Origin of the sequence: Paenibacillus hebaui, assembly GCF_051934385.1 — a bacterium.
In the GTDB taxonomy this organism is placed as follows: Bacteria; Bacillota; Bacilli; order Paenibacillales; family Paenibacillaceae; genus Paenibacillus.
Genome location: NZ_CP196836.1, coordinates 625,648 through 645,194, shown reverse-complemented (window position 1 = coordinate 645,194; position 19,547 = coordinate 625,648). Strand labels below are relative to the sequence as shown.

19 protein-coding genes and 1 riboswitch are annotated in these 19,547 nt (G+C 49.4%); of the genes, 7 read left to right on the top strand and 12 right to left on the bottom strand.

Features of this window, described 5'->3' with window-relative positions; genetic code table 11:
* Positions 1–512: 512 nt before the first annotated feature.
* Both map and ACR32F_RS02880 read right to left on the bottom strand, forming a co-directional pair.
* Positions 513–1,274, bottom strand: coding sequence for a type I methionyl aminopeptidase (map, locus tag ACR32F_RS02885; RefSeq protein ID WP_440115971.1), 762 nt, complete (start codon positions 1,272–1,274; stop codon positions 513–515).
* Between the two features lie 231 nt (positions 1,275–1,505).
* Positions 1,506–1,694, bottom strand: coding sequence for a hypothetical protein (locus ACR32F_RS02880; RefSeq protein WP_017690840.1), 189 nt, complete (start codon positions 1,692–1,694; stop codon positions 1,506–1,508).
* 398 nt (positions 1,695–2,092) lie between these two features.
* Between ACR32F_RS02880 and ACR32F_RS02875 the strand changes: the two genes are divergently transcribed.
* Positions 2,093–2,368 carry a transposase gene (locus ACR32F_RS02875; RefSeq protein ID WP_440115968.1) on the top strand — a complete coding sequence of 92 codons (276 nt, stop codon included), beginning with the start codon at positions 2,093–2,095 and terminating at the stop codon, positions 2,366–2,368.
* A gap of 191 nt (positions 2,369–2,559) precedes the next feature.
* Positions 2,560–2,898: a DUF4870 domain-containing protein gene (locus ACR32F_RS02870; RefSeq protein WP_440115966.1), complete on the top strand. Its 339-nt coding sequence runs from the start codon at positions 2,560–2,562 to the stop codon at positions 2,896–2,898.
* Between the two features lie 264 nt (positions 2,899–3,162).
* Here the strand turns inward: ACR32F_RS02870 and ACR32F_RS02865 are convergent, their stop codons facing one another.
* Positions 3,163–4,524 carry a nucleobase:cation symporter-2 family protein gene (locus ACR32F_RS02865; protein ID WP_440115964.1) on the bottom strand — a complete coding sequence of 454 codons (1,362 nt, stop codon included), beginning with the start codon at positions 4,522–4,524 and terminating at the stop codon, positions 3,163–3,165.
* 1 nt (position 4,525) lies between these two features.
* Positions 4,526–5,113, bottom strand: a complete 588-nt coding sequence (locus tag ACR32F_RS02860) for a xanthine phosphoribosyltransferase (protein ID WP_440115962.1) — start codon at positions 5,111–5,113, stop codon at positions 4,526–4,528.
* A gap of 302 nt (positions 5,114–5,415) precedes the next feature.
* Positions 5,416–5,515: riboswitch (purine riboswitch) on the bottom strand.
* Positions 5,516–5,791: 276 nt separating this feature from the next.
* On the opposite strand from ACR32F_RS02860, the gene mscL reads away from it, so the two are divergent.
* Complete coding sequence (gene mscL, locus ACR32F_RS02855; protein WP_440115960.1) at positions 5,792–6,286, top strand: large conductance mechanosensitive channel protein MscL; 495 nt, start codon at positions 5,792–5,794, stop codon at positions 6,284–6,286.
* A gap of 224 nt (positions 6,287–6,510) precedes the next feature.
* On the opposite strand, the gene ACR32F_RS02850 is transcribed toward mscL, so the two are convergent.
* Positions 6,511–6,813, bottom strand: coding sequence for a hypothetical protein (locus ACR32F_RS02850; protein ID WP_440115958.1), 303 nt, complete (start codon positions 6,811–6,813; stop codon positions 6,511–6,513).
* Between the two features lie 79 nt (positions 6,814–6,892).
* On the opposite strand from ACR32F_RS02850, the gene ACR32F_RS02845 reads away from it, so the two are divergent.
* Positions 6,893–7,618 carry an NUDIX hydrolase gene (locus ACR32F_RS02845; protein WP_440115956.1) on the top strand — a complete coding sequence of 242 codons (726 nt, stop codon included), beginning with the start codon at positions 6,893–6,895 and terminating at the stop codon, positions 7,616–7,618.
* A 210-nt stretch (positions 7,619–7,828) separates the two neighbouring features.
* On the opposite strand, the gene ACR32F_RS02840 is transcribed toward ACR32F_RS02845, so the two are convergent.
* Together ACR32F_RS02840 and ACR32F_RS02835 are read right to left on the bottom strand one after the other, a co-directional pair.
* Positions 7,829–8,635 (bottom strand): TrmB family transcriptional regulator, encoded by an 807-nt coding sequence (locus ACR32F_RS02840; protein WP_440115954.1) that lies wholly within the window; start codon positions 8,633–8,635, stop codon positions 7,829–7,831.
* Positions 8,636–8,704: 69 nt separating this feature from the next.
* Positions 8,705–9,499: a zinc ribbon domain-containing protein gene (locus ACR32F_RS02835; protein WP_440115952.1), complete on the bottom strand. Its 795-nt coding sequence runs from the start codon at positions 9,497–9,499 to the stop codon at positions 8,705–8,707.
* Positions 9,500–9,951: 452 nt separating this feature from the next.
* Here ACR32F_RS02835 and ACR32F_RS02830 point away from each other — a divergent pair, with 452 nt between their 5' ends.
* Complete coding sequence (locus tag ACR32F_RS02830) at positions 9,952–12,522, top strand: UvrD-helicase domain-containing protein (RefSeq protein ID WP_440119660.1); 2,571 nt, start codon at positions 9,952–9,954, stop codon at positions 12,520–12,522.
* Positions 12,523–12,962: 440 nt separating this feature from the next.
* Positions 12,963–13,331: a hypothetical protein gene (locus ACR32F_RS02825; protein ID WP_440115950.1), complete on the top strand. Its 369-nt coding sequence runs from the start codon at positions 12,963–12,965 to the stop codon at positions 13,329–13,331.
* Positions 13,332–13,430: 99 nt separating this feature from the next.
* Here ACR32F_RS02825 and ACR32F_RS02820 read toward each other — a convergent pair whose 3' ends face one another.
* Positions 13,431–14,501 carry a Gfo/Idh/MocA family protein gene (locus ACR32F_RS02820; protein ID WP_440115948.1) on the bottom strand — a complete coding sequence of 357 codons (1,071 nt, stop codon included), beginning with the start codon at positions 14,499–14,501 and terminating at the stop codon, positions 13,431–13,433.
* Positions 14,502–14,539: 38 nt separating this feature from the next.
* Complete coding sequence (locus ACR32F_RS02815; RefSeq protein ID WP_440115946.1) at positions 14,540–15,016, bottom strand: GNAT family N-acetyltransferase; 477 nt, start codon at positions 15,014–15,016, stop codon at positions 14,540–14,542.
* A 294-nt stretch (positions 15,017–15,310) separates the two neighbouring features.
* On the opposite strand from ACR32F_RS02815, the gene ACR32F_RS02810 reads away from it, so the two are divergent.
* A complete protein-coding gene (locus ACR32F_RS02810; RefSeq protein WP_440115944.1) occupies positions 15,311–16,384 on the top strand; it encodes a copper amine oxidase N-terminal domain-containing protein in 1,074 nt (357 codons plus the stop codon).
* 210 nt (positions 16,385–16,594) lie between these two features.
* Here the strand turns inward: ACR32F_RS02810 and ACR32F_RS02805 are convergent, their stop codons facing one another.
* The 3 genes from ACR32F_RS02805 to ACR32F_RS02795 form a co-directional block, all read right to left on the bottom strand.
* On the bottom strand, positions 16,595–17,005 hold the full coding sequence (locus ACR32F_RS02805) for a RidA family protein (RefSeq protein ID WP_440115942.1): 411 nt from the start codon (positions 17,003–17,005) through the stop codon (positions 16,595–16,597).
* 217 nt (positions 17,006–17,222) lie between these two features.
* Complete coding sequence (locus ACR32F_RS02800) at positions 17,223–18,191, bottom strand: M15 family metallopeptidase (RefSeq protein WP_440115940.1); 969 nt, start codon at positions 18,189–18,191, stop codon at positions 17,223–17,225.
* 528 nt (positions 18,192–18,719) lie between these two features.
* Positions 18,720–19,538 carry a hypothetical protein gene (locus ACR32F_RS02795; RefSeq protein ID WP_440115938.1) on the bottom strand — a complete coding sequence of 273 codons (819 nt, stop codon included), beginning with the start codon at positions 19,536–19,538 and terminating at the stop codon, positions 18,720–18,722.
* Positions 19,539–19,547 lie beyond the last annotated feature (9 nt).

Here is a 19,547-nt window from a genome sequence, read left to right as displayed (position 1 = left end):
ACGATACGCATAATCCTGTCCTTCATATAGAATTCTTACAAAAATAACGCTTCCAGCACTCCCGTCATTTCCTGCTCAGGGCATGTCTGCGCATTCTTCCAATTCATTCTATATGGTTCAATCACTTATTAAATATAAGTTGAGGGTATGATTTTGTCAATCTTTGGACACATGTTCACAAATTGTTCACTTTATGTAAAAAACCGCACTACAACTTGATTTGCAAACGATTTCAATTAAAAATATTACACTCTACATTTGAAAATTTTTGCCAAATTTCGGTGATAAGACTTATTTTTTTAGCGATTTTTCTCACAATGGAAACATGCGGTATTATGCAAAAAAAAGAATACCCCTGCATCGGGTTATCCATCATACTAACGCTTGGAAGAAGCAAGACAGCTCCACACCGCTTTATTTACGCTCAAACGGCATGGAGCACTCTCTCTGATCTCGAATTTGAGGCACCTCACTTGCAGAATCATTTTTGGATCTACGTCATTCCCCGAAGCTCAAGTTCCATCCGTCAGAATAAGAGGACCATCTCCCGTTATAGCTACCGTATGTTCGTACTGGACACCCCAGCTTCCGTCAACCGTTCTAACCGTCCAGCCATCTTCATCCCAGACTACGGCGCCAGAGCTGCCTCTCGTGAAGATCGGTTCGATCGTAATCACCATGCCCTCGGTGAGCAGCATGCCCGTTCGGCGTTTGCCATAAGGAAGTACATTGGGTGGCTCGTGAATATATTGACCTATCCCATGACCAATAAGTGGCTTCACGATCCCATAGCGGTATAGCCTCGCTGTCCGTTCAATGGCGTTCCCGATATCCCCCAGCGTATTTCCTGGCACTGCCTGTGCAATCGCCTTATAAAGGGCCTTTTCCGTACGTTTCATCAGCTTGTGAATGGACCTGCGTTGTTCTCCAATGCCATATGTCCAAGCCGAGTCGGCAAGCCATCCATCTTTGTTTACCACCATATCAATCGTGACGACATCCCCTTTAGCAAGCTCCCGCCCACTAGGAAAACCGTGACAGACCACCTCATTAACGGAGGCACATGTGGCGTAAGGGTAACCCTTGTATCCCTTTTGCTCAGGTGTTGCTCCCTTCGTGGCCAGAAACTCTTCCACACGCTCATTGATCTCTTGCGTCGTAACACCTGGGATCATCCATTGTTCAATATGCTGGTGACAGCCTCGTAGGATTCTTCCTGCGTCCCGCATGTAGCCAATCTCTTCTTTTGTTTTCAATATAGGGTCCACATGCACTCATCCTTCCTGCCATATGTGTACTTCCATGTATATGCAGCAGAAACGAAACAAAGCCCCAAAAAGTGAAGCCAGGTCCTGTGTAGCTTATTCCGATCATTTAAGAAAGTACTCCGCTACCCACTAGAAATTCATTCCTTTTATTTTCAAACAAAAAAAACCGTCTGCCGGAGCTTGTGCCCGGGAGACGGTTCTATTCATATCGGAACAGTATAATAAGAGTTGTGTGTTTCAGGACACGGAAGAATCCATCTTGACAAGCTCGTGCTCGACCACAGAAGTCAATTCTTCCTCATATCCACCCGTAATCCGGTATTTTCTCACGTACTCCTTCACGAATTTTTTTGGATCTTTAGGACGGAAAATTCGAGTCATTTCCCTCAAACTTTCTTTGACCTCATTGTGACCTTTCGTTGCCATTGTAATTCCCTCCCAAAACGTTGAAAGTGAATGCTCCGTTTAGAGAATGCCGAATAAGTCTTAAATGCCATCCATGAAGTTGTTTGCGCGGCTTAAAGCAAGCTTTAGGTCGGGAACCTCGCTGAAAGCAAGTACCTGACACTATAAATACCCGATATGATTCGGTGTGAATCATAATCATATTGTAGCATATTCGGAAGTATCTTACGACTTGACGATTTTCCTTATTATTTATAACGGTTTTTCTGCCCAAAAAGTTTAATTCCGAATCATATCTTATGATTACGACCATTCTATACGGAATTAATATATCCAGCATAACAGACAAGTATTCGGGGGATATTATCATAGACATCCCATACAGTAAAATTACTGGTATCCAGAGGAGGCACTGTTTTATGGACCGCAAAGAACAGGATATGCTGCCCCTTTCGCATGAAAAGGTGGAAGTAGACGGCGTCTACATCAACGAAGCCGGACGCGAGGAACATTTGCACCGGGGGCAACATTTCCCGGCTGATCCCGTCCTCGGTAAGTCGGAATGGAAACTGACCGAATACGCATTTGATAATCATCATGAAGGTCGCACCGATGAACGCTTGGTTCCCAAAGAGGATGATGCCGACAAAAAGGGGAAAATCACCAGCCCTCGTAGGCAGTTTCAGGGTGGGTAACCATTCGTTCGTTTAACTGTACAGAGTCATAATCGAAACAGGGGCGGATCAAGCTGTAAATCAGCTGACACTGCCCCTGTTTCCTGTTTCATATTTTCTCCCCTACCCTATCCTCGCAAATAAATTCATCGGTTCAGTTCCGTCCATCTCCCTCATAGCCTATATAAAAAGGACAAAGGAGGCTGGACCGGATGTCCCCCATGAAATCATCTAGCGGTCTGAATGAAAATATTGCCGGAATGTTATGTTATCTGTTTACCTTTGTAGGCGGTATTGTGTTTCTCGCTGTGGAAAAGCGCAGTCGGTTCGTGCTCTTTCATGCGCTGCAATCCGTAACGGTCTTTGGCATCATTATGGTTGGGCATATATTATCGGCCTTTCTTCCGTTGTTTGGGCCACTGGTGGCATCCCTGTTATCACTGCTCGGTGTGGTGGTCTGGCTCATCATGGTCGTCACCAGCCTGCAGGGGAAATGGCTGAAGCTGCCGTGGGTTGGAGATTTTGCGGAGAAACAGATGCGACATCTCTAATGCATTTTTTTCTATAAAGTCTATACAAAAGCGCACCACACAAAAACACCGAGATACGACTCTGCTGAGCCCGTGTCTTCGGTGTTTTGCGATTTAGGTATTTCGTTTATGAGATAGAACGTTCATAGCATAAAAGATGTATGTCATAAACCATTAATGATGTATATAGCATTGATTAACCTGATTGAATGTTCAGCCTGTTAAACTTCTATTCAGAAGAGTTAACATAACAATCGTGCTGGATGATAACCGAAATTCCGCTGATTAAGCTGATTTTCCAGACTCCCCAAGGATTGCATCAGCCTGTTGTTCTGCCATCTTGGCAGCCGTTGCTTTGGTTCCAAGACCATTAAACAGCAAGTTCATGAAGATCGCGGTGAAGCTACCCGCTATGATGCCGTTACCGAGCATAATCTGAGCCCAATCGGGTGCACCTGCGAACAATTGAGGCACAACCGTTACACCCAGCCCCATGCCTACAGAACAAGCGATGACAAACAGATTCTCATGGCGGTTCAGATCGACCTGAGTGCCAATGATCCGAATACCAGATGATACAACCATCCCGAACAAAGCCACCATAGCCCCGCCAAGAACTGCACCTGGAACAAGCTGTGCGAGCGCCGCAATCTTCGGTACAAACCCGATAACGACCAGCAGTCCGCCAGCTACAACAATGACATCACGCGTTTTGACGCGAGTCATCTGTACAAGCCCTACATTTTGCGAATAGGTTGTATAGGGGAACGAGTTGAAAATACCACCAAGCACAATCGCCAGCCCTTCCGCACGATAACCACGGGCTAGATCCTTGGAGGACAGGTCCTTGTCCATGATTTTGCCGAGAGCCATAAATACACCTGTGGACTCTGCCACGCTGACAATCGCCACCAGAATCATCGTCAGAATGGGAACAATCTCAAACGTAGGCTTACCGAAGTAAAACGGCTGTACGACATGGAACCAGCTTGCATCACGAATAGGAGCAAAGTTAACTTCACCCATGAACCCCGCTGCCACCGTACCCACCAGCAGACCGATCAGAACCGAAATGGAACGGATAAATCCGGTTGTAAATCGAGTCATCAAAATGATAAATAATAACACACCAAAGCCGAGCATAAGATTAACCCCGCTGCCAAAATCTTCAGCCCCCTGACCGCCGCCCAAATCGTGGAAAGCCACGGGAATCAGAGTCAGACCAATAATGGTCACGACCGAACCAGTCACCACCGGAGGAAAGAGTCGAATGAGCTTCCCGAAGAGACCGGAGAAGATCAATACGAACAGCCCTGAGGCAATAATCGCACCATAAATGGCGGATACCCCGCTGTTCATCCCGATCAGGATCATCGGAGATACGGCCTGGAATGCACAGCCGAGCATAACCGGCAGTCCGACGCCAAAATATTTATTCCCCCAGACCTGGAGTAGTGTAGCTACACCACAGGCGAGCAGGTCAATGGCAATGAGATAGGTTAGTTGTTCCTGTGTAAAGCCCAGGGCGTTACTGACGATCAGTGGAACGACGACGGCTCCTGCATACATTGCAAGGACGTGCTGAAGCCCGAGTGAGAAGGTTTTGATCGGATGCCGATGCCGCTGAAAAATACGTTCGCGTGCCATATTAGTTCGTTCCCTCCTCGTCCGCAAATGTAACCTCTCCATCCGACAGTGCCCCAATGCGAACCAGCGATTCCACGCGGTATCCCGCTTCTTTCAACAAGCGACCTCCCGGCTGGAACGCTTTTTCAATAACGATCCCGATGCCCACAACTTCAGCACCGACCTGCTCCACAATGCGTGCCAGACCAAATGCCGCTTCACCATTCGCTAGAAAATCATCAATGATCAGCACGCGGTCCCCAGGCTTCATGAATTTCTTGGCAACTGTAATTTCATTTGTCTCCTGCTTTGTGAAGGAGTATACCTTCTCCACCAGGATGTCTTCCGTAAGTGTAAGGGACTTCTGCTTCCGTGCAAAAATAAGCGGTACGTTCAGTTCCAGCGCGGTCATGATGCCTGGTGCAATCCCAGACGACTCAATCGTTAACACACGTGTGATGTTCTCTCCATCAAAGCGGCGGATGAACTCCTTGCCCACTTCCTTCATCAAAACCGGGTCCATCTGGTGATTCAGGAATGAATCCACTTTGAGTACCTGCTCGGACAGGACAATCCCTTCTTGTCTTACCTTGTCTTTTAACAATTGCATTGAAATTCTTCCCCCTGTATGCCCTCCTGTGCAAAAGCCTGCATGACCTCGATCCCCTGTGTAAAAAAACAAAAAGCCCGCCTTTTCACACGCTGCGGAAGAACCGGAGACGGGGAAAGACGGGCTTGTACGTATATGGACAAGCCGCTTGGATGCTGCAAGTGTAATGGGAGGACAGGAAGACAGGATAACACGCCTGACACGAGAAACTCCAAACCATCTATTCAGGAACAGATGTGAAGCTCCCTGAACATGCTTTTCAGTCAACCTGTTTGAGAATGATCTCATTCCAATCACACAAAACGTTGCAGCATCTTTCCCGTAGTCCGATCATTCCGGTGATCAGGTAGAGACATGCAGGCCTATTCCTGCACATATACGAGTAACGGCATATTTAATTTTTTTGGCTCCATGATTCGTTACAATGTATGATCGCGAACCTGAATATAAAAGGTTTAACATAACTGACAATGTTAGAAGTATACCGAATCAGCGGCGTGAAATAAAGAAGTATTTTCATGGAAATTGCGGAAACTTGTCTTAATTTGCATTCAGGGGATGATTGCAGCGTGTTTTTTAGGTACAATATGAGAACGGAAGCGCGTGTTCGAACGGAGAATGGTTAGACACGCGGCCTGTACACGAATGAATTTATGGATCAAAGGAGATTGTGCAGACATGAAAGGCGTACTCAACGAATTTAAGGAATTTGCCGTACGCGGCAACGTCATCGACCTGGCAGTCGGTGTCATTATCGGGGCTGCTTTTGGTAAAATCGTCACGTCCCTCGTGAATGATATCATCATGCCACCGGTTGGTAAACTGCTTGGAGGGGTTGATTTCAGTCAGAAAATTATCAATCTGGATTTGGATATGAAAACCGCCAGTGGGCAGGAAATCAACACATTAGCACAAGCCAACGAAGCTGGCGCAACCGTAATTGCTTACGGGCAGTTCATCAACGTAATGATTGATTTCATTATCGTTGCTTTCTGTATTTTCATGCTTGTCAAAGGGATCAACTACATCAAAAGCAAAGAACACAAAAAGCCCGAGCCGGAAAAAACGACCAAGGCTTGCAAGTACTGCTTATCCGAAATTCCGGCTGCAGCTACCCGCTGCTCGCACTGTACTTCAGAGCTGGTAGCAGAAGGAAGCGGCTCCCCCGCATAAACAGGAATCAGAAGTTCAATACCAGCATACCGAAATTGAACTCCTGATCTAAACCCTGATGCAGGACAACCTGTTTCATGCTAAGGTTTATGTACGAAAAACTAGCCCTATGGGCTGGTACAACCATTCGCTGCAAGCTGAAAGGTTCCACCGAAAGGTGGGGCCTTTTTTTACTACGACCAGAACGTATGTCCCAATCGTTCTTACTCAAACATGTTCACCAACTAGAAACGGCGTGGCAACAAATGCTCCAAAATCGACTTCAGATCCCTATCTTCCTTGTATACTTCTTCCCCGGTATCGAGTTCGGTTACGCGAATGTATTCAAAGGTTGCCGAAGCATCCACAGGTTTGAACAACAACTGGGCTTCATCTTCCAAACGTACGTTAAATCCCATATCCTTAAACATTGTCGTTAACTGACTGTTAGCCGGTTCCTGACCTTGCCCAACAAATATAAGCCCTCTAAGACTTTTACGCTCCTGAGGTTGCGGATAAATCACCTGAAAGTGTACAATGCATTCCATACGATCGTTCCCCTTTCCTTTAAAACATACTTTGTGAAATTTTGAACTTTAAAAACTGCTATATAAGGAGATACGTTTCATGACCCCAGAACGTTTCGATATTTATGACAATCAGCAAAATTGGATAGGTACAGAGCTGCGCAGTGAGGTTCATGCCAAAGGATATTGGCACCGTTCATTCCATTGCTGGATCGTGCGTGACGAAGGCGAGCAACGACTGGTTCTTTTTCAGCGGCGGCGTGATATTAAGGATACCTTTCCAGGATGTTATGACATTACAGCAGCAGGCCATCTCACGGCTGGTGAACAGCTGCAGCACGCAAGTCGTGAACTGGAAGAAGAACTGGGTGTGCATACGCCCTTTGAAGCACTAACCTATCTGTTGACTGCAACGCAGCAGCTTCACGGAGAGGTACGTGGTGTGCCATTTGTGGATCGAGAATTCAGTTCGGTCTATGGACTGTGTTTGAATCAGCCACTCGAAGCCTACATTCTACAGTCCAGCGAAGTCGACAGTTTATATGAAGTGCCACTGGCTGATCTGCTCGCCTTGTTCCGTGGTGAGATCGATGTTATTCAAGCTGCCGGGGTTCCGGCTGGACCAACATTACTACCGGATTCAGGGGAACAGATGGATCAGTTCGGTGATCAATCATCTCATGCCCCAGAACGTCTGGTTCGTCAGATCCGTAGAACGGAATTCGTACCTCATGGAACGGTTTATTATACCGACGTACTTGAAGCTCTGTATCATGTGCCCAAAAACGGATCGCATTCTGTCCAAGATCAAGCAAAACGTGCATAGCCTCATTTTCTCAAAAATAGCATGAATTCATACATTAACTATTAGCTCAACGGGGAACATTTGCTGTGAGGAACATCACTGCTTCGTTTCAGGCTAACATAAACAGGCGTCTGCTTGAAGGCAGCGCCTGCTTCGTTTACACCTGTAATGAAGTCCTCAGAAATAATTCTTCTGTTTCCATTTGTCCAGCAGGCAGAGATGTCCAGTCCATTAATCAGGCTTGATCTCTCCCGATGGGAATGACCAGTAGCGTGCAGAGAGGTTTTGGTACCGTCGCCCGTAACGAGAGGCCAGTTCTTCACCCATATCCTGCTCCAGTTCATACAATACCAGCTCTTGGGCAAAATGATTCAACAGTAATCCGGTCATGACCGGATGTTCTGTCACCACCGCCTGAGTTGCGCATGATTCCCCACGCATTCCCAACATACACCAGCGACGGTCCACCACCAGGGAGAACTTCCGGCCAATGCCGGTACCGTTCAGAGGCAAACCCGGCCAAGGGGCAGGCTGATCCATAATGCCTTCGCCACCATCACATGACCATAATAGACGCACACCACGGTCCTCAGCACGCTGCAAGTCATCACGCAGCAGCTCTGCTTCCTCACGCCACACATCCACCACAATCTCATGTTTCGCCTCAGCCAGTTCACGGCTCAGATTTTCAAATACATTTTTGTCGCCTTCGATGTTGTAAAAGACGGGCTTCTCCGGTTCATGCTTCGGCATGCTGCTCTGCACGTAGTCAAGAGATGTGCGCATCTGATCGGAGATCATGCGTGTCATCTCCTCAGGCTTCAGCACACTGTACTTTGCGGGCTCCCCCGCGCTGCAACGCAGGAATCCCCGCTGTTCCAGCCGTTGCAGGGTCGCATATACATTGGAGCGGGACACGCCCAGTCGTTTCGCAACCTCATACCCCGAGGCTGATCCCTGACGGGCGAGTTCCATCATAATTTTAGATTCCATCTCGGTAAAGCCAAGGTGACGCAAATGATGCAGCAGTTGGTCCATATTTCCGCCCCCCCCATGCTGTCAGCAACCAATCCTGCCTCATAATGCTGCGGCAGAGCTTCTACTGCATCAGATCTGTTCTGCACCGCAGCGTGGGCACCATTTCGAACCTTTGGGCAGCTCGGCCGCACAAATCTGACAATTCACCATTTCGCGTGACACTTCTGTCTGCACGTCCACCGTGTTCACGATTGGGTTGTTTTCTTTCCAATAACGAATGCGTTCATCCAGCTCCTGCTGACGCTCACGCTCCCGTTGCATCTCTTCATCACGGCGACGTTCCCACTCTGCATCAAAGGCTTCCTTTTCTTCCAGGGTAAACTCTGTGCTGTTATACTCGGATTCGGTATCCAGGTCCGCAATGGACGGAATCACCGTGTGATATGGCTCAGCTTCCTCCAACTCCTCCTCAGCAGGCTCGTCGTAGACGGGTTGCTCCGGGCTTTGAGCCACAGCGGCTTCCTGTTTTGCTGTGGTAGCCGCTGCTGCTACCGGTGATGCTGCAGGCTTCGATTCGCCCAACTTGCGTCCGCATTTCGGGCAGAAGTTGGCATCCAGTGAAGCGACATGCCCACACTCGCATAACCGTTCATTTTTGAGCTGTGCAATTCTGTTGCGCAGACCATCAATCTCGTCCTGCAATTCATCGCACAGCTGCGACAGATCGACCATCCCTTTTTCCGCATGCGTCATGTCCTGTGCACGATAACCCTCATAGAAGATACGACCCATATCTGTAAAATGGACTTCCTGTTCCTGTTGCAAGCCCACAATCTGGTTGTTCAGTTTCCCAATCTCAACGGCGTGCTGGGCACGCTCTGTTGCTTTGTTCGCTCCGTCTTTGATGCGCTGAAGCAGTTTCATGACCATTCCTCCTCTGTCCCGTCAAAACCAGTATCATTTCATTTTTTCATAAGTCAGCATTTTACATCATTCGATTCAGTTCGCTCCCGGGTACAAAATATAGACGAATAGAAGCATTTCGATCTTTATCTTGCTGATTGAAAGACGCTCTTTGGATTTATGCAAAATGCTCAGGTATATAACTTATACGATATCATGCCAAAAAGTTGCGCAATCTCACGCGAGTGCCCGTTTTCTGCCGATCCTGGACGAATTCGGGGGCTTTCGTCAGGACCATATGTTCGGGTATAATGAAGCCTTGGCCCTGCTTATCCGTCTACTTAGGCGGTTAACTCTATCATACCAATTTACAATGCGATTGTGAAAAGGGCAAATGGATTACTTTTGAATCGGGATAACTTTTTGAACCGGGATAGTTCTTATCCCTGAATGCATACAGAGGTGGATGAATGATGTTAAGTCCGAACTCAACGTTTTACCCCCGTCCGCTCGGGGTTACCCCGGCGGCATCACTGCCCCAGTCGCCTTCTGCTCCACTGGAGACCAGCAGGCAACTCGTGAACAGTGATGAACGGGACGCACCCTATTTCCGCTCTCTGGAGGAGGTAGGCATCCGACTGAACGGACCCCAAATCTCAGCGGTTCGCCATGGCAAGGGACCCTTGCTGACACTCGCAGGAGCCGGCTGCGGCAAAACAACCGTGCTCGCTGCACGAGCAGGCTACCTGATGGAGGTAAGTGGCGCTCATGCCGGAAGTATCCTGCTCGTGACGTTTACGAACAAGGCTGCCACCGAGATGAAAGACCGGATCGCTGCGCTGCCTGGCATCCGTCCCGCCGCTGCACGAGCGGTCCAGGCACGTACGTTCCACTCCTTCGCCTTAACCTTGCTCCGTCATTATGGCGTACAGGAAGAAATTTTTGGCGAATCCCGGGCCCAGCATACCGTGCTCAAGATGCTCCTGCGCCAGAATGGCATGAGTGAGGCATTTCAGCCGGAGAGTCTGCTGGCCATGTTATCTGCATGGAAGATGCAAGGATCGGAAACGACCGATCTGCCCGAGAAATCACAGGAGGAACGTGATGCCAAGCGTGTTCTGCTCGGTTACGAGGCCTGGAAGCAGGATCGGGGCAAAATGGATTTTGACGATATTTTGCTGCGTGCGGCCACTCTGCTCCGTGATCCTGCTGTACTGGGGCCGCTTCAGAAGCGTTTTCAGTACATCATGGTCGATGAGTTCCAGGATACCAACCGTCTGCAATATGAGATTGTACAAAAACTGGCTGCCGCCCATCGCAACCTGATGGTTGTGGGTGACGATGACCAGACGATCTATACGTTTAATGGAGCAAGGCAAGAATCCATTTTGGAATTCGATAAAGTTTACCCTGGTGCGCGCATTGTGACGCTGGATATAAACTACCGCAGCGATGCGCGTATTCTGGGACTCGGCAGCGAGCTGGTCGCCCGAAACAAACAAAGACGTGACAAACGGCTGCGTGCAGCCGGACACCGCGGAGATGCGCCTCGCTTCGCCACCCCTTCCAATGCAGAGGAAGAAGCGGCGTGGGTCGTGAACCAGTTGTGTCAGCAGGTCGAGGAAGGGCTGCATACGTATCGCGATATAGCGATTCTGCACCGGACAGCCAGCAGCAGCCGGGCTATATTTGAGCAGCTTGTATTGAAAGATGTGCCGTTTGTTCAACATGGTGCCTCTCCAGTCTTCTATGACCAATCGCTGATCCGACCGCTGATGGATCATATGCGTTTGTCCTTGAATCCTCGTTCAATGGATGCTATGCCAAGTGCCCTGGGACCGCTCTACGTATCCCGCGATGCCGGGCTGGAATGGATTCAGCGCAGCGAACAGCAGCAGGCCAAGAAATATCCGCTGATTCATCTGGCGAAATGGGACAAGCTGAAACCATTCCAACAGGAACAGGTAAAAGAACGCATCAAGCTGATCAAATCGCTGCAAAAGCTGAAACCGGTCTTTGCAATCCAGGAGATGCGCCGTCTGTTCTACGACAAATACATGGAAAGCGGCGATCCCAGCATCTTCACCCACTATAAGGAAACGATGCTGGAGACACTGGACGAATTCGAGGCTGCTGCCAAAAAATTCGAAACCGTGGAAGAGTTCATCCAATTCGCGGATGAGCTCTCCCGCAGACACCGTGAGATGGAATCGCTGCGCCGTGCTCAGGACAGCGATGCGGTACAGCTGATGACGATCCATCGTGCCAAGGGACTTGAATTCCCGTGTGTGTACTGGATCGGGGCAAGTGAAGGTATTGTGCCACACAGCACAGCACTGCGGCAGGACATCCCTGAGGATCAGAAAGCTGCTCTCACCGTACAACAGACGGATGCCGAGCTGGATATGGCTTTGGAAGAAGAACGGCGTCTGGCCTATGTAGCCATAACGAGAGCCAAGCAGTACTTATATATCACTTCTCCAGCCAGTCATCATGGAAAACCGGCTGACATCTCCCGTTTCCTGCTTGAAGCCTTCGGCATGGAAGTTCCGGACAAACGCAAAAAACACGATGAGGGCCGCTCGGGCCAACAGATGACATATGGTAAAGGAAATGGGCAGTATGCACGCTCTGGTGCACGCTCCGAAGGTCGGGATGTTGTACAGCGTCGTGCAATCAGCCAAAGTGACCGTCGTGACTTCGAAGTGCACAATGAACGTGACGATGATCGGCTCAGTGAACGGCGTGGCAGTGGAGAAGTCCGTAACCACAAGGCGTTCAGCACCACGGGTGTGAGTCAGGCAACCTTGTCCTCGAACAGTTCAGGGTCACATTCTTCAGAGAATGCAGAACGCACAGAAACCGTGGCGATCTGGAAGTGCAGTTCCTCTACCTGCAAGGCGTGGTTAAGGCAGAAACCAGCTGTGCCTTCTGCAAAGGCATCCCAAAAGGCGACGTCTGGTCCTCCGGCTTGTCCTCTTTGTTCAGGATCAATGGAGGCCAGTACCCGTAAGGTTCCCGTCACCGGGCGGTTTGGAAGATAAAAGCAGCGCAATTAGAAGAGGTGACTTATGGAATTGGAAGCTGTAATTAAAGAGCGGATATAAGAAAGATTCTATATATTACAAGAGCTATATGATACATGGTTCACGGAAAACCCGGCTCTTATCGTACCTAAAGAAAGATTATACCCGGAAGCACACATAGAGAGACAGAGAACCATCACTTATTTGTTGGACAAAGGGTTCATTGTTGTACATCCAGTAGAAGATCAACCCGAAATGGAAGCCGTCAGTATCACGGTAGATGGGATTGATTTTTTTGAACAAGGTCGTTTGAATGGGATAGGTACTGGATGGTCCGTGGTCACAGAACACATTGATGAATAGGTGGAGGGTAACGGCTTCCCTTCGTTTCAGGACGCTTGCTGCTGTTTATTAACAGTAGAAGCGTCTTTTTTCCATTTTAGAATGGAGGTTGGATTATGCAGGACGGCAAAAAACATTACTATTTATCAGTAACTCATAATCTTATTGAACAGACCAAGAACGAATCTACACCATTTGAAGTGATCCTGGATGACGATCAGTTAGACCGGTTGAAGGATCTGATGAAAGTGCTGGATGACGACGATGCGTATACGCTGAAACGGGCACCGGTACCCTACAAATCAGCAGATCATGATGAAGCGACGGAACAATTTTCAGATGGCATGACCTTGCTGTACACCTTTCTCTATGATCATGGCACCCCTGATACCCAGCAGGCCATTGAGAGCATGAATGTGCTTCCCCGGCTTCAAGATACGGATTACGATGACCCTGGGTATGAGAACTCACCGCTGAATAAATGAAGCAGCCCAAAAAAGCATGCGCAGCCGCACTTCACGCGGATCGCATGCTTTTTGCGTATGAGGGGATCGAACAGACTCCCTAATGTAATGTAATGCAATTCAGTCCAGACGAATTTCCTGACCTTTCTCGGCCGACTCATAGATTCCGCACAACATCTTTGTCGAAGCCACACCGTCCGCTATTGGGCTGATGGGCTCGGTTCCATTCAGGCAGCAATCTACAAAATGATCGATCTGATTCTGGAATGCACTGTGAATATCGAGACCGGTATTGTCCGTCTGGGGTTGTATATTCAGAATGATGTTGTTTTTCTCCGTAACGATCAGAGTCTCCGGCTCCAGTTCGAATCCTCCGCGTTCACCGTACAGCTTAACGGATGATTCATCCTCGCGTGCATGCAAGGTAAAGCTCGCATCTACCGCCAAAGAAGCTCCGTTCTCAAAGCGAATCAGCGCATTTGCCATATCCTCGACGTTGTTCACAGCAGAGCTATAATCGGCAGCTTTGTAAAAAGAAAGATGTTCGATATGGGCACGATTGCCCAGTTTCCGATACGTATTACCACTGACCGAAACAGGCTTCGGTCTGCCCATCAGATACCAGCATTGGTCGATAATATGTACGCCCAGATCAATGAGCGGGCCGCCGCCGGAACGGTTTTTGTCCGCAAACCAGCCCCCGGGATTCCCCAATCGCCGCAGGATAGAGGCCTTGGCATAATACAATTCACCAAACTCACCCGCATCAATGAAACTGCGCAGCATCTGCATGTTGTTATCGTAACGACGCACAAAACCAACGACGAATGTACAGCCACTCTTCTTCACGGCCTCTTCTATCCGAAGTGCATCTTCTATATTGGTAGCCACCGGTTTTTCCAGCAGCACATGTTTGCCTGCCTCCAGAGCAGCAATTGCAAAATCGGCATGGGTATTGTTCCACGTACAGATGCTCACGGCATCCACATGCGGGTCTTGCAACATTTCCTTATAATCCGTGTATACCGACTGTGCATCATATTTCTGTGCCGCTGCCGTTGCACGCTGTTCGTTTAGATCGCAGATGGCGTAAATGACGGCATTCTCGTTTTTGGCGTAACATCTCATATGAAGATCCGAGATAGAACCTGTGCCGATCATGCCGATATGCAGCATTTTACTCGTGGTCATCTTCGTCCTCCCTTCCTTTTCCAGAACATGATTATCGTCTAGTCTGCCCGGAGCATGCCTTTGTAAATCCCTGGTGTTGAATTTTCGATCTTTATGGCCCCAAGTGTTCGAGCATAAAAATCCACAGGCCCAGCCGATCCAATGATTGCGTAAGCGTAACCATCCGCCTTCATGGCGTGCATACAAGCCAGCAGCAAAGCAGTACCGACTCCTTTACCCCGTGCCTCCGGACCAACACCTGTCGGGCCAAAGAAATTGCGACATGTCGCCTCGTAGCAGGCAAACCCGATCATTTTGCCATGCTCAAGCGCAATATAACATGACACAGGTTGACGTGCAAAAGCCACATCACATTCATCCACCCAAGGCTGGCTAAAATGGGATCTCACCCAATCCAGCACAAGCTGCTTCTCTGGCGCAATGGCTCTTCGAATAATGATCGAGGAATCCTCCAGCTTTCTCAGTCCACTCTCTTGCTCCGGCAAATGATAAAGCGCCACCAACATATCACTCATCTGGCCTATTCCTCCCTGTATTGAATGTGATCAACCACGTATGAATTCAATCCAAATCAAGACGATCAGGAAAGCGAATCACAGGTTTTACCACTCACCTAAAATTTAACCGTATCCTGATACCTGTAACCTGCAATATGGCCGATATTGTAAATAATGAACTGACATACTGCTTCCATTCATTGCATTCATATGAAACATTTGATCAAGTTGTCCCGTCTATAGGAATGAAGCGCGGCCCTAAATAGGAGTTTACCGCGATATAACTTAGATTAGAAGGGATGAAAATCAACGATGAACAACAACATGAAAAAAGTAAGCGCCCTGATGGTTCTCTCCTTGGCCCTGAGTGGCGGAGCGGCATATGCAGCTACCCTGGACAGTACACAACCCGTTCATTCAACTTCCGTATCAGCCGATAGCAAAGGGACTGAAGCTATAAAAGTATCCGTGAACGGCGCGCCAATGGCTGACGGTTATTGGAACCAAGATGGTCAAGTACCGATGATCGCGCTGCGTGATCTCACCGAAGCACTTGGCATTGAACTAAAATGGAACAAGGAGAACAAATCCGCCGAGTTGTCCAAAGGCACCCTCTGGACACTTGTCATTGCAGATAAAGACCAATATTCAGTCAATAAAATGCTGCTCACGCTGGGAACAGCACCCGAAATCACGAACGGCATACTGTTCGTACCCGCTTCTTTTGCAGAAAAGGTACTGCATAGTCAAGTGAAAACAACAGGAAACCAGGTAAACATCTCTCTTGAAGAGGACGTGAAAACCGTTACTGAGCGTGGTGTCATTACAGGAATCAACAACGAAGGCAAATATCAATCCATCCATATCGGCGGTGCGGGTACAGACGGTATCGTGCTGAATGTTGGTGAGGATACCGTGTTCAAATCCGCGGATGGCAAAGAAATTAAACTCACAGATCTGACGATTGGCATGAACGTGGAAGCGGAGCATTCCGAGATTGCAACCTTCAGTTTACCGCCGCAAACACCTACCTATAAGGTCACTGTACTGGATACCGCAGCTTCGGAATCTGAAGCACAACCAAAAGAGGTTCTGGGTACCGCAGGCACGATTGAAAATGTAATAAAAAAAGAAGATAACATCACTCAGATCGAGATCTCCGGCTCCCGTCTGACAGAGACAGCTCCTGACCACGTGATCCTTAACATTAGCAAGGATACACAGCTGGTGAACCACCAAGGGGAAACGATCAAACCGGAAGAGCTGACCAAAGGGGCAAAAGTGATTGGATTCTACAGCCCGGTCCTGACTCGCAGTCTGCCGCCAATCGGAACGGCTTGGAAAGTGGTCATCGAGACACCCGAGGTAAAACCTGAAGCGAAATAAGCTGTGAAGGAACGTACGGTGTAAGCTGCTTCGCACATTGTGTGCCGCAGTTCTTAAAAATAACATCATGCAGAAATAACCTTATCCATCCTGCGCTCTAATATGACAGGGTTGGGTAGGGTTATTTCTCTTTTCTGCATTTTGCAGAATTTGACCTTCAGCTTGCGGGTCGAAAAGTCACTTTCGTAATTTATGCAATATACGCTAACTCTATTTCGTTACTTCCGTATCCGCTTCCGCTTCGACAATCGCTTCCACTTCAATTTCGACCATCAACAAGGGATCGATGAGTGCACGAACCTCCACCATCGTAGCTACAGGCTGGATTTGTCCAAAAAATTCTCCGTGAGCCCTGCCCACTTCCTCCCACCTCGAGATATCAGTCACAAACATCCGGGTTCTCACGACATGAGACATGTCTGCTCCCAATTCTTTCAGCGCATTCTCAATCGTCTGCAAAACAAATCTCGTCTGTGCGTAAGGATCTCCTGCTCCGACAACAACACCATCCTGCATAGCCGTTGTACCTGCAACTTCAATCCTGTTTCCTACACGGATGGCTCGGCAATATCCCACAAGTGGTTCCCAGGGGGAACCGGTAAATACCTGCTGTCTGGTCATTCTGCTGTCCCTCGCTTTATATGTAATTTGATGTCCTGATTAAACTTGAATTATATCAGTCTGTCGTCCTGCTGAACAAGCAAATAAAATAAGACTTTAGCTTAATTTAGTACAAACCAAAAATCCCCTAAATGAACACCCGTTGTCTTGGTCAAGGGTGAATCATTCAGGGGACTTCTGAAATTAGAATCCTAGCTCTAAGGATGAAGCGCCTGGATTACAGTTTGATATTAGCCTCGTCAAAGTATTCTTCAAGTGTCAGTCCACTTTTCACAACATCCGGTGCCAGATCAGTGCCGATATAACGAATGTGCCATGGCTCATAGACGTAACCCGTCATATTTTCCTCACCTTTCGGATAACGGATGATGTACCCATACTCCGCAGCATGTTCGTCCAGCCACTGGCCTTCTTTGGAAGAACCAAATACCTCTTCGAGCGCATTGCCCACACTTGGACTGGATACGTCAATCGCAAGCCCGGTCTGATGTTCGCTTCGGCCTGGAACTGCGCTTACCCGAGAAGCGTATTCTTCGCCTTTGGTTTTGACATTGTTGTTGTAGATGGATACCTGCCGTTGATATGAACGGTAACCGGACACCGCACGAAGCTCAATGCCGTCAGCCTTCGCTCCTGCAAACAGCTTCTCCAGCGCTTCCGCCGCTTCCTTGCGCATGTGACGTTTCTCATGCGGGCCATCAAAAGAGAACGGTACGTTAGGTTCCACCAGATCATCCGGCTCGTAACCTTCAGGCAAGCTACGCTGTTTGTTCACGATGACCGTCATCGTCTGTGCGTTGGTCACAACCGATTCTGCATCAACCGTCGTTTGAAGTGCGCTGACGCTGCGTTTCTCCATCAACGGACCTTCCGATGTTGCTCCCTTGTCACCTTCAGAAGAACTCTGTTCTTCACCCGTTGAAGCATTGCCTGACTCGCTGTTCGTGCCTTCACCGCTGTTGCCTGGCGAAGACGTTTTATCCCCGCCTGTGTTACCTTCATTGCCGTCCTCGGTAAAATGAACCGTTGTTCCATCTGACTCTTGTTGTGCGTTTCCTGCTGCGTTCGGATTCTGGTTCTCCTCGGAGCCCGAACCGTCCTGGCAAGCAGAGAGCAAGGCTCCGCATATCATAAGCGAGGACAGCATTACCACAATACGGCGCTGTCTTCCTGTACGTGATTTCATGTAAAAACTCCTATCGCAATTGGTCTTGAACATAGCTGAATTCGTGTTGGGGCTTGTCTTCCCCTGCGACAGTATACCTTATATTGCAGCGAAGCTCCACCAGTAAAGACCTCCTTGAGAGGAGATCATCCTAAAGATATACCGGTTGTACAGCTTGTACGGTCGTTTTTTGGACTTTTAGGGCTGTATGCCAAGGTTCTAAACCGATCTCACCACAAACAAGGAGCAATCTCGAAAGTGATTTTCCCCTCGCTCCAAACGCTAAAGAACCCACCGCATCTTAAAAGGTGGATAATCAAGGAATACAAAGTTTAACAAACCTCAGTAACGTTATTCCGTCACAAAACGGCGTCCAAACCTAAAAAATCGACCAAAATGAACGAAACAACAACGCTGTGATTTGTTAACTCCCTACCTGTGCAAATGGGAGCGAATAGCGTGTGCTCGATTCATTAGAATTAAAAAAACGCTATTAGCGGGGTCCCCGTCATGCTCATGACTTATGGGACATCCCCTTCGAATAGCGCATCACTTTCTTGCCGGGCTGTCCTTCTTCTTCTGGACAGCCTGCCACATCCGCGCAGCTACGCGTTCGCGGATCAATGTAAGCCCCGCGGTAGCAGGCACGCCTGGCGGCAGCAACGCCGCGATTTCCGGCGTTGCCGGGGGCTTGCCCGGCTTCGCCAGCCGCACCTCAACAGCGCCAAAGCCGGGCCCCGGCTGGTGCATGGCGCCATCTGCGGCTGCCTCGGCGATCCACTCGCCGACGGCTGCGCCGCCTTCGCCGCCCCGCGCCTGCGGGCGGCCCGCCGTTTCGGCTGCGCGGCCAGGGCTGCTGGGGGCATGGGCGAGTTCTTCCGCCCATGCCCCCAGCACGCCGGCGAGCAGCGCTTCGCGCGGCAGGCCGGCGTGCGCCAGCTGCAGCAGCGGCTCGGCCGCGAAGCGCGCGGCAAAGGCGTGCTCCGCAGCCGCAGCATGCGCGCAGCCCGGGCGGCCGCAGGTGCACACCGCTGCGCCCGCGCTGAGCGGGGCCTCAGCGGCTGTGCCTGGCGCGCCCCCCGGCACAGCGGGCAGCAGCTCGGCGAGCTCCGCCGGGGCGGGACCGCCGCGCAGCAGCGCGTACAGCGTAAGAGGCCGCTCGCGCAGTTGTACCAGCACCGCCTCGCGTGCGGCTTCACTGAGCTGTGGCAACGTGCCGGTTACCGTGAACAGGCCGCCTGCGCCTGAAACGGTCTTGCCTGCATTAGCTGAAGCGGAATCATTATGGCCCGCATCAGCTGCTGTATTCACTTCTGCTGTCCATCTACCGGGGGACATATGCAGCTCCACATTCCATTTTTCGCTCACAACAATCCC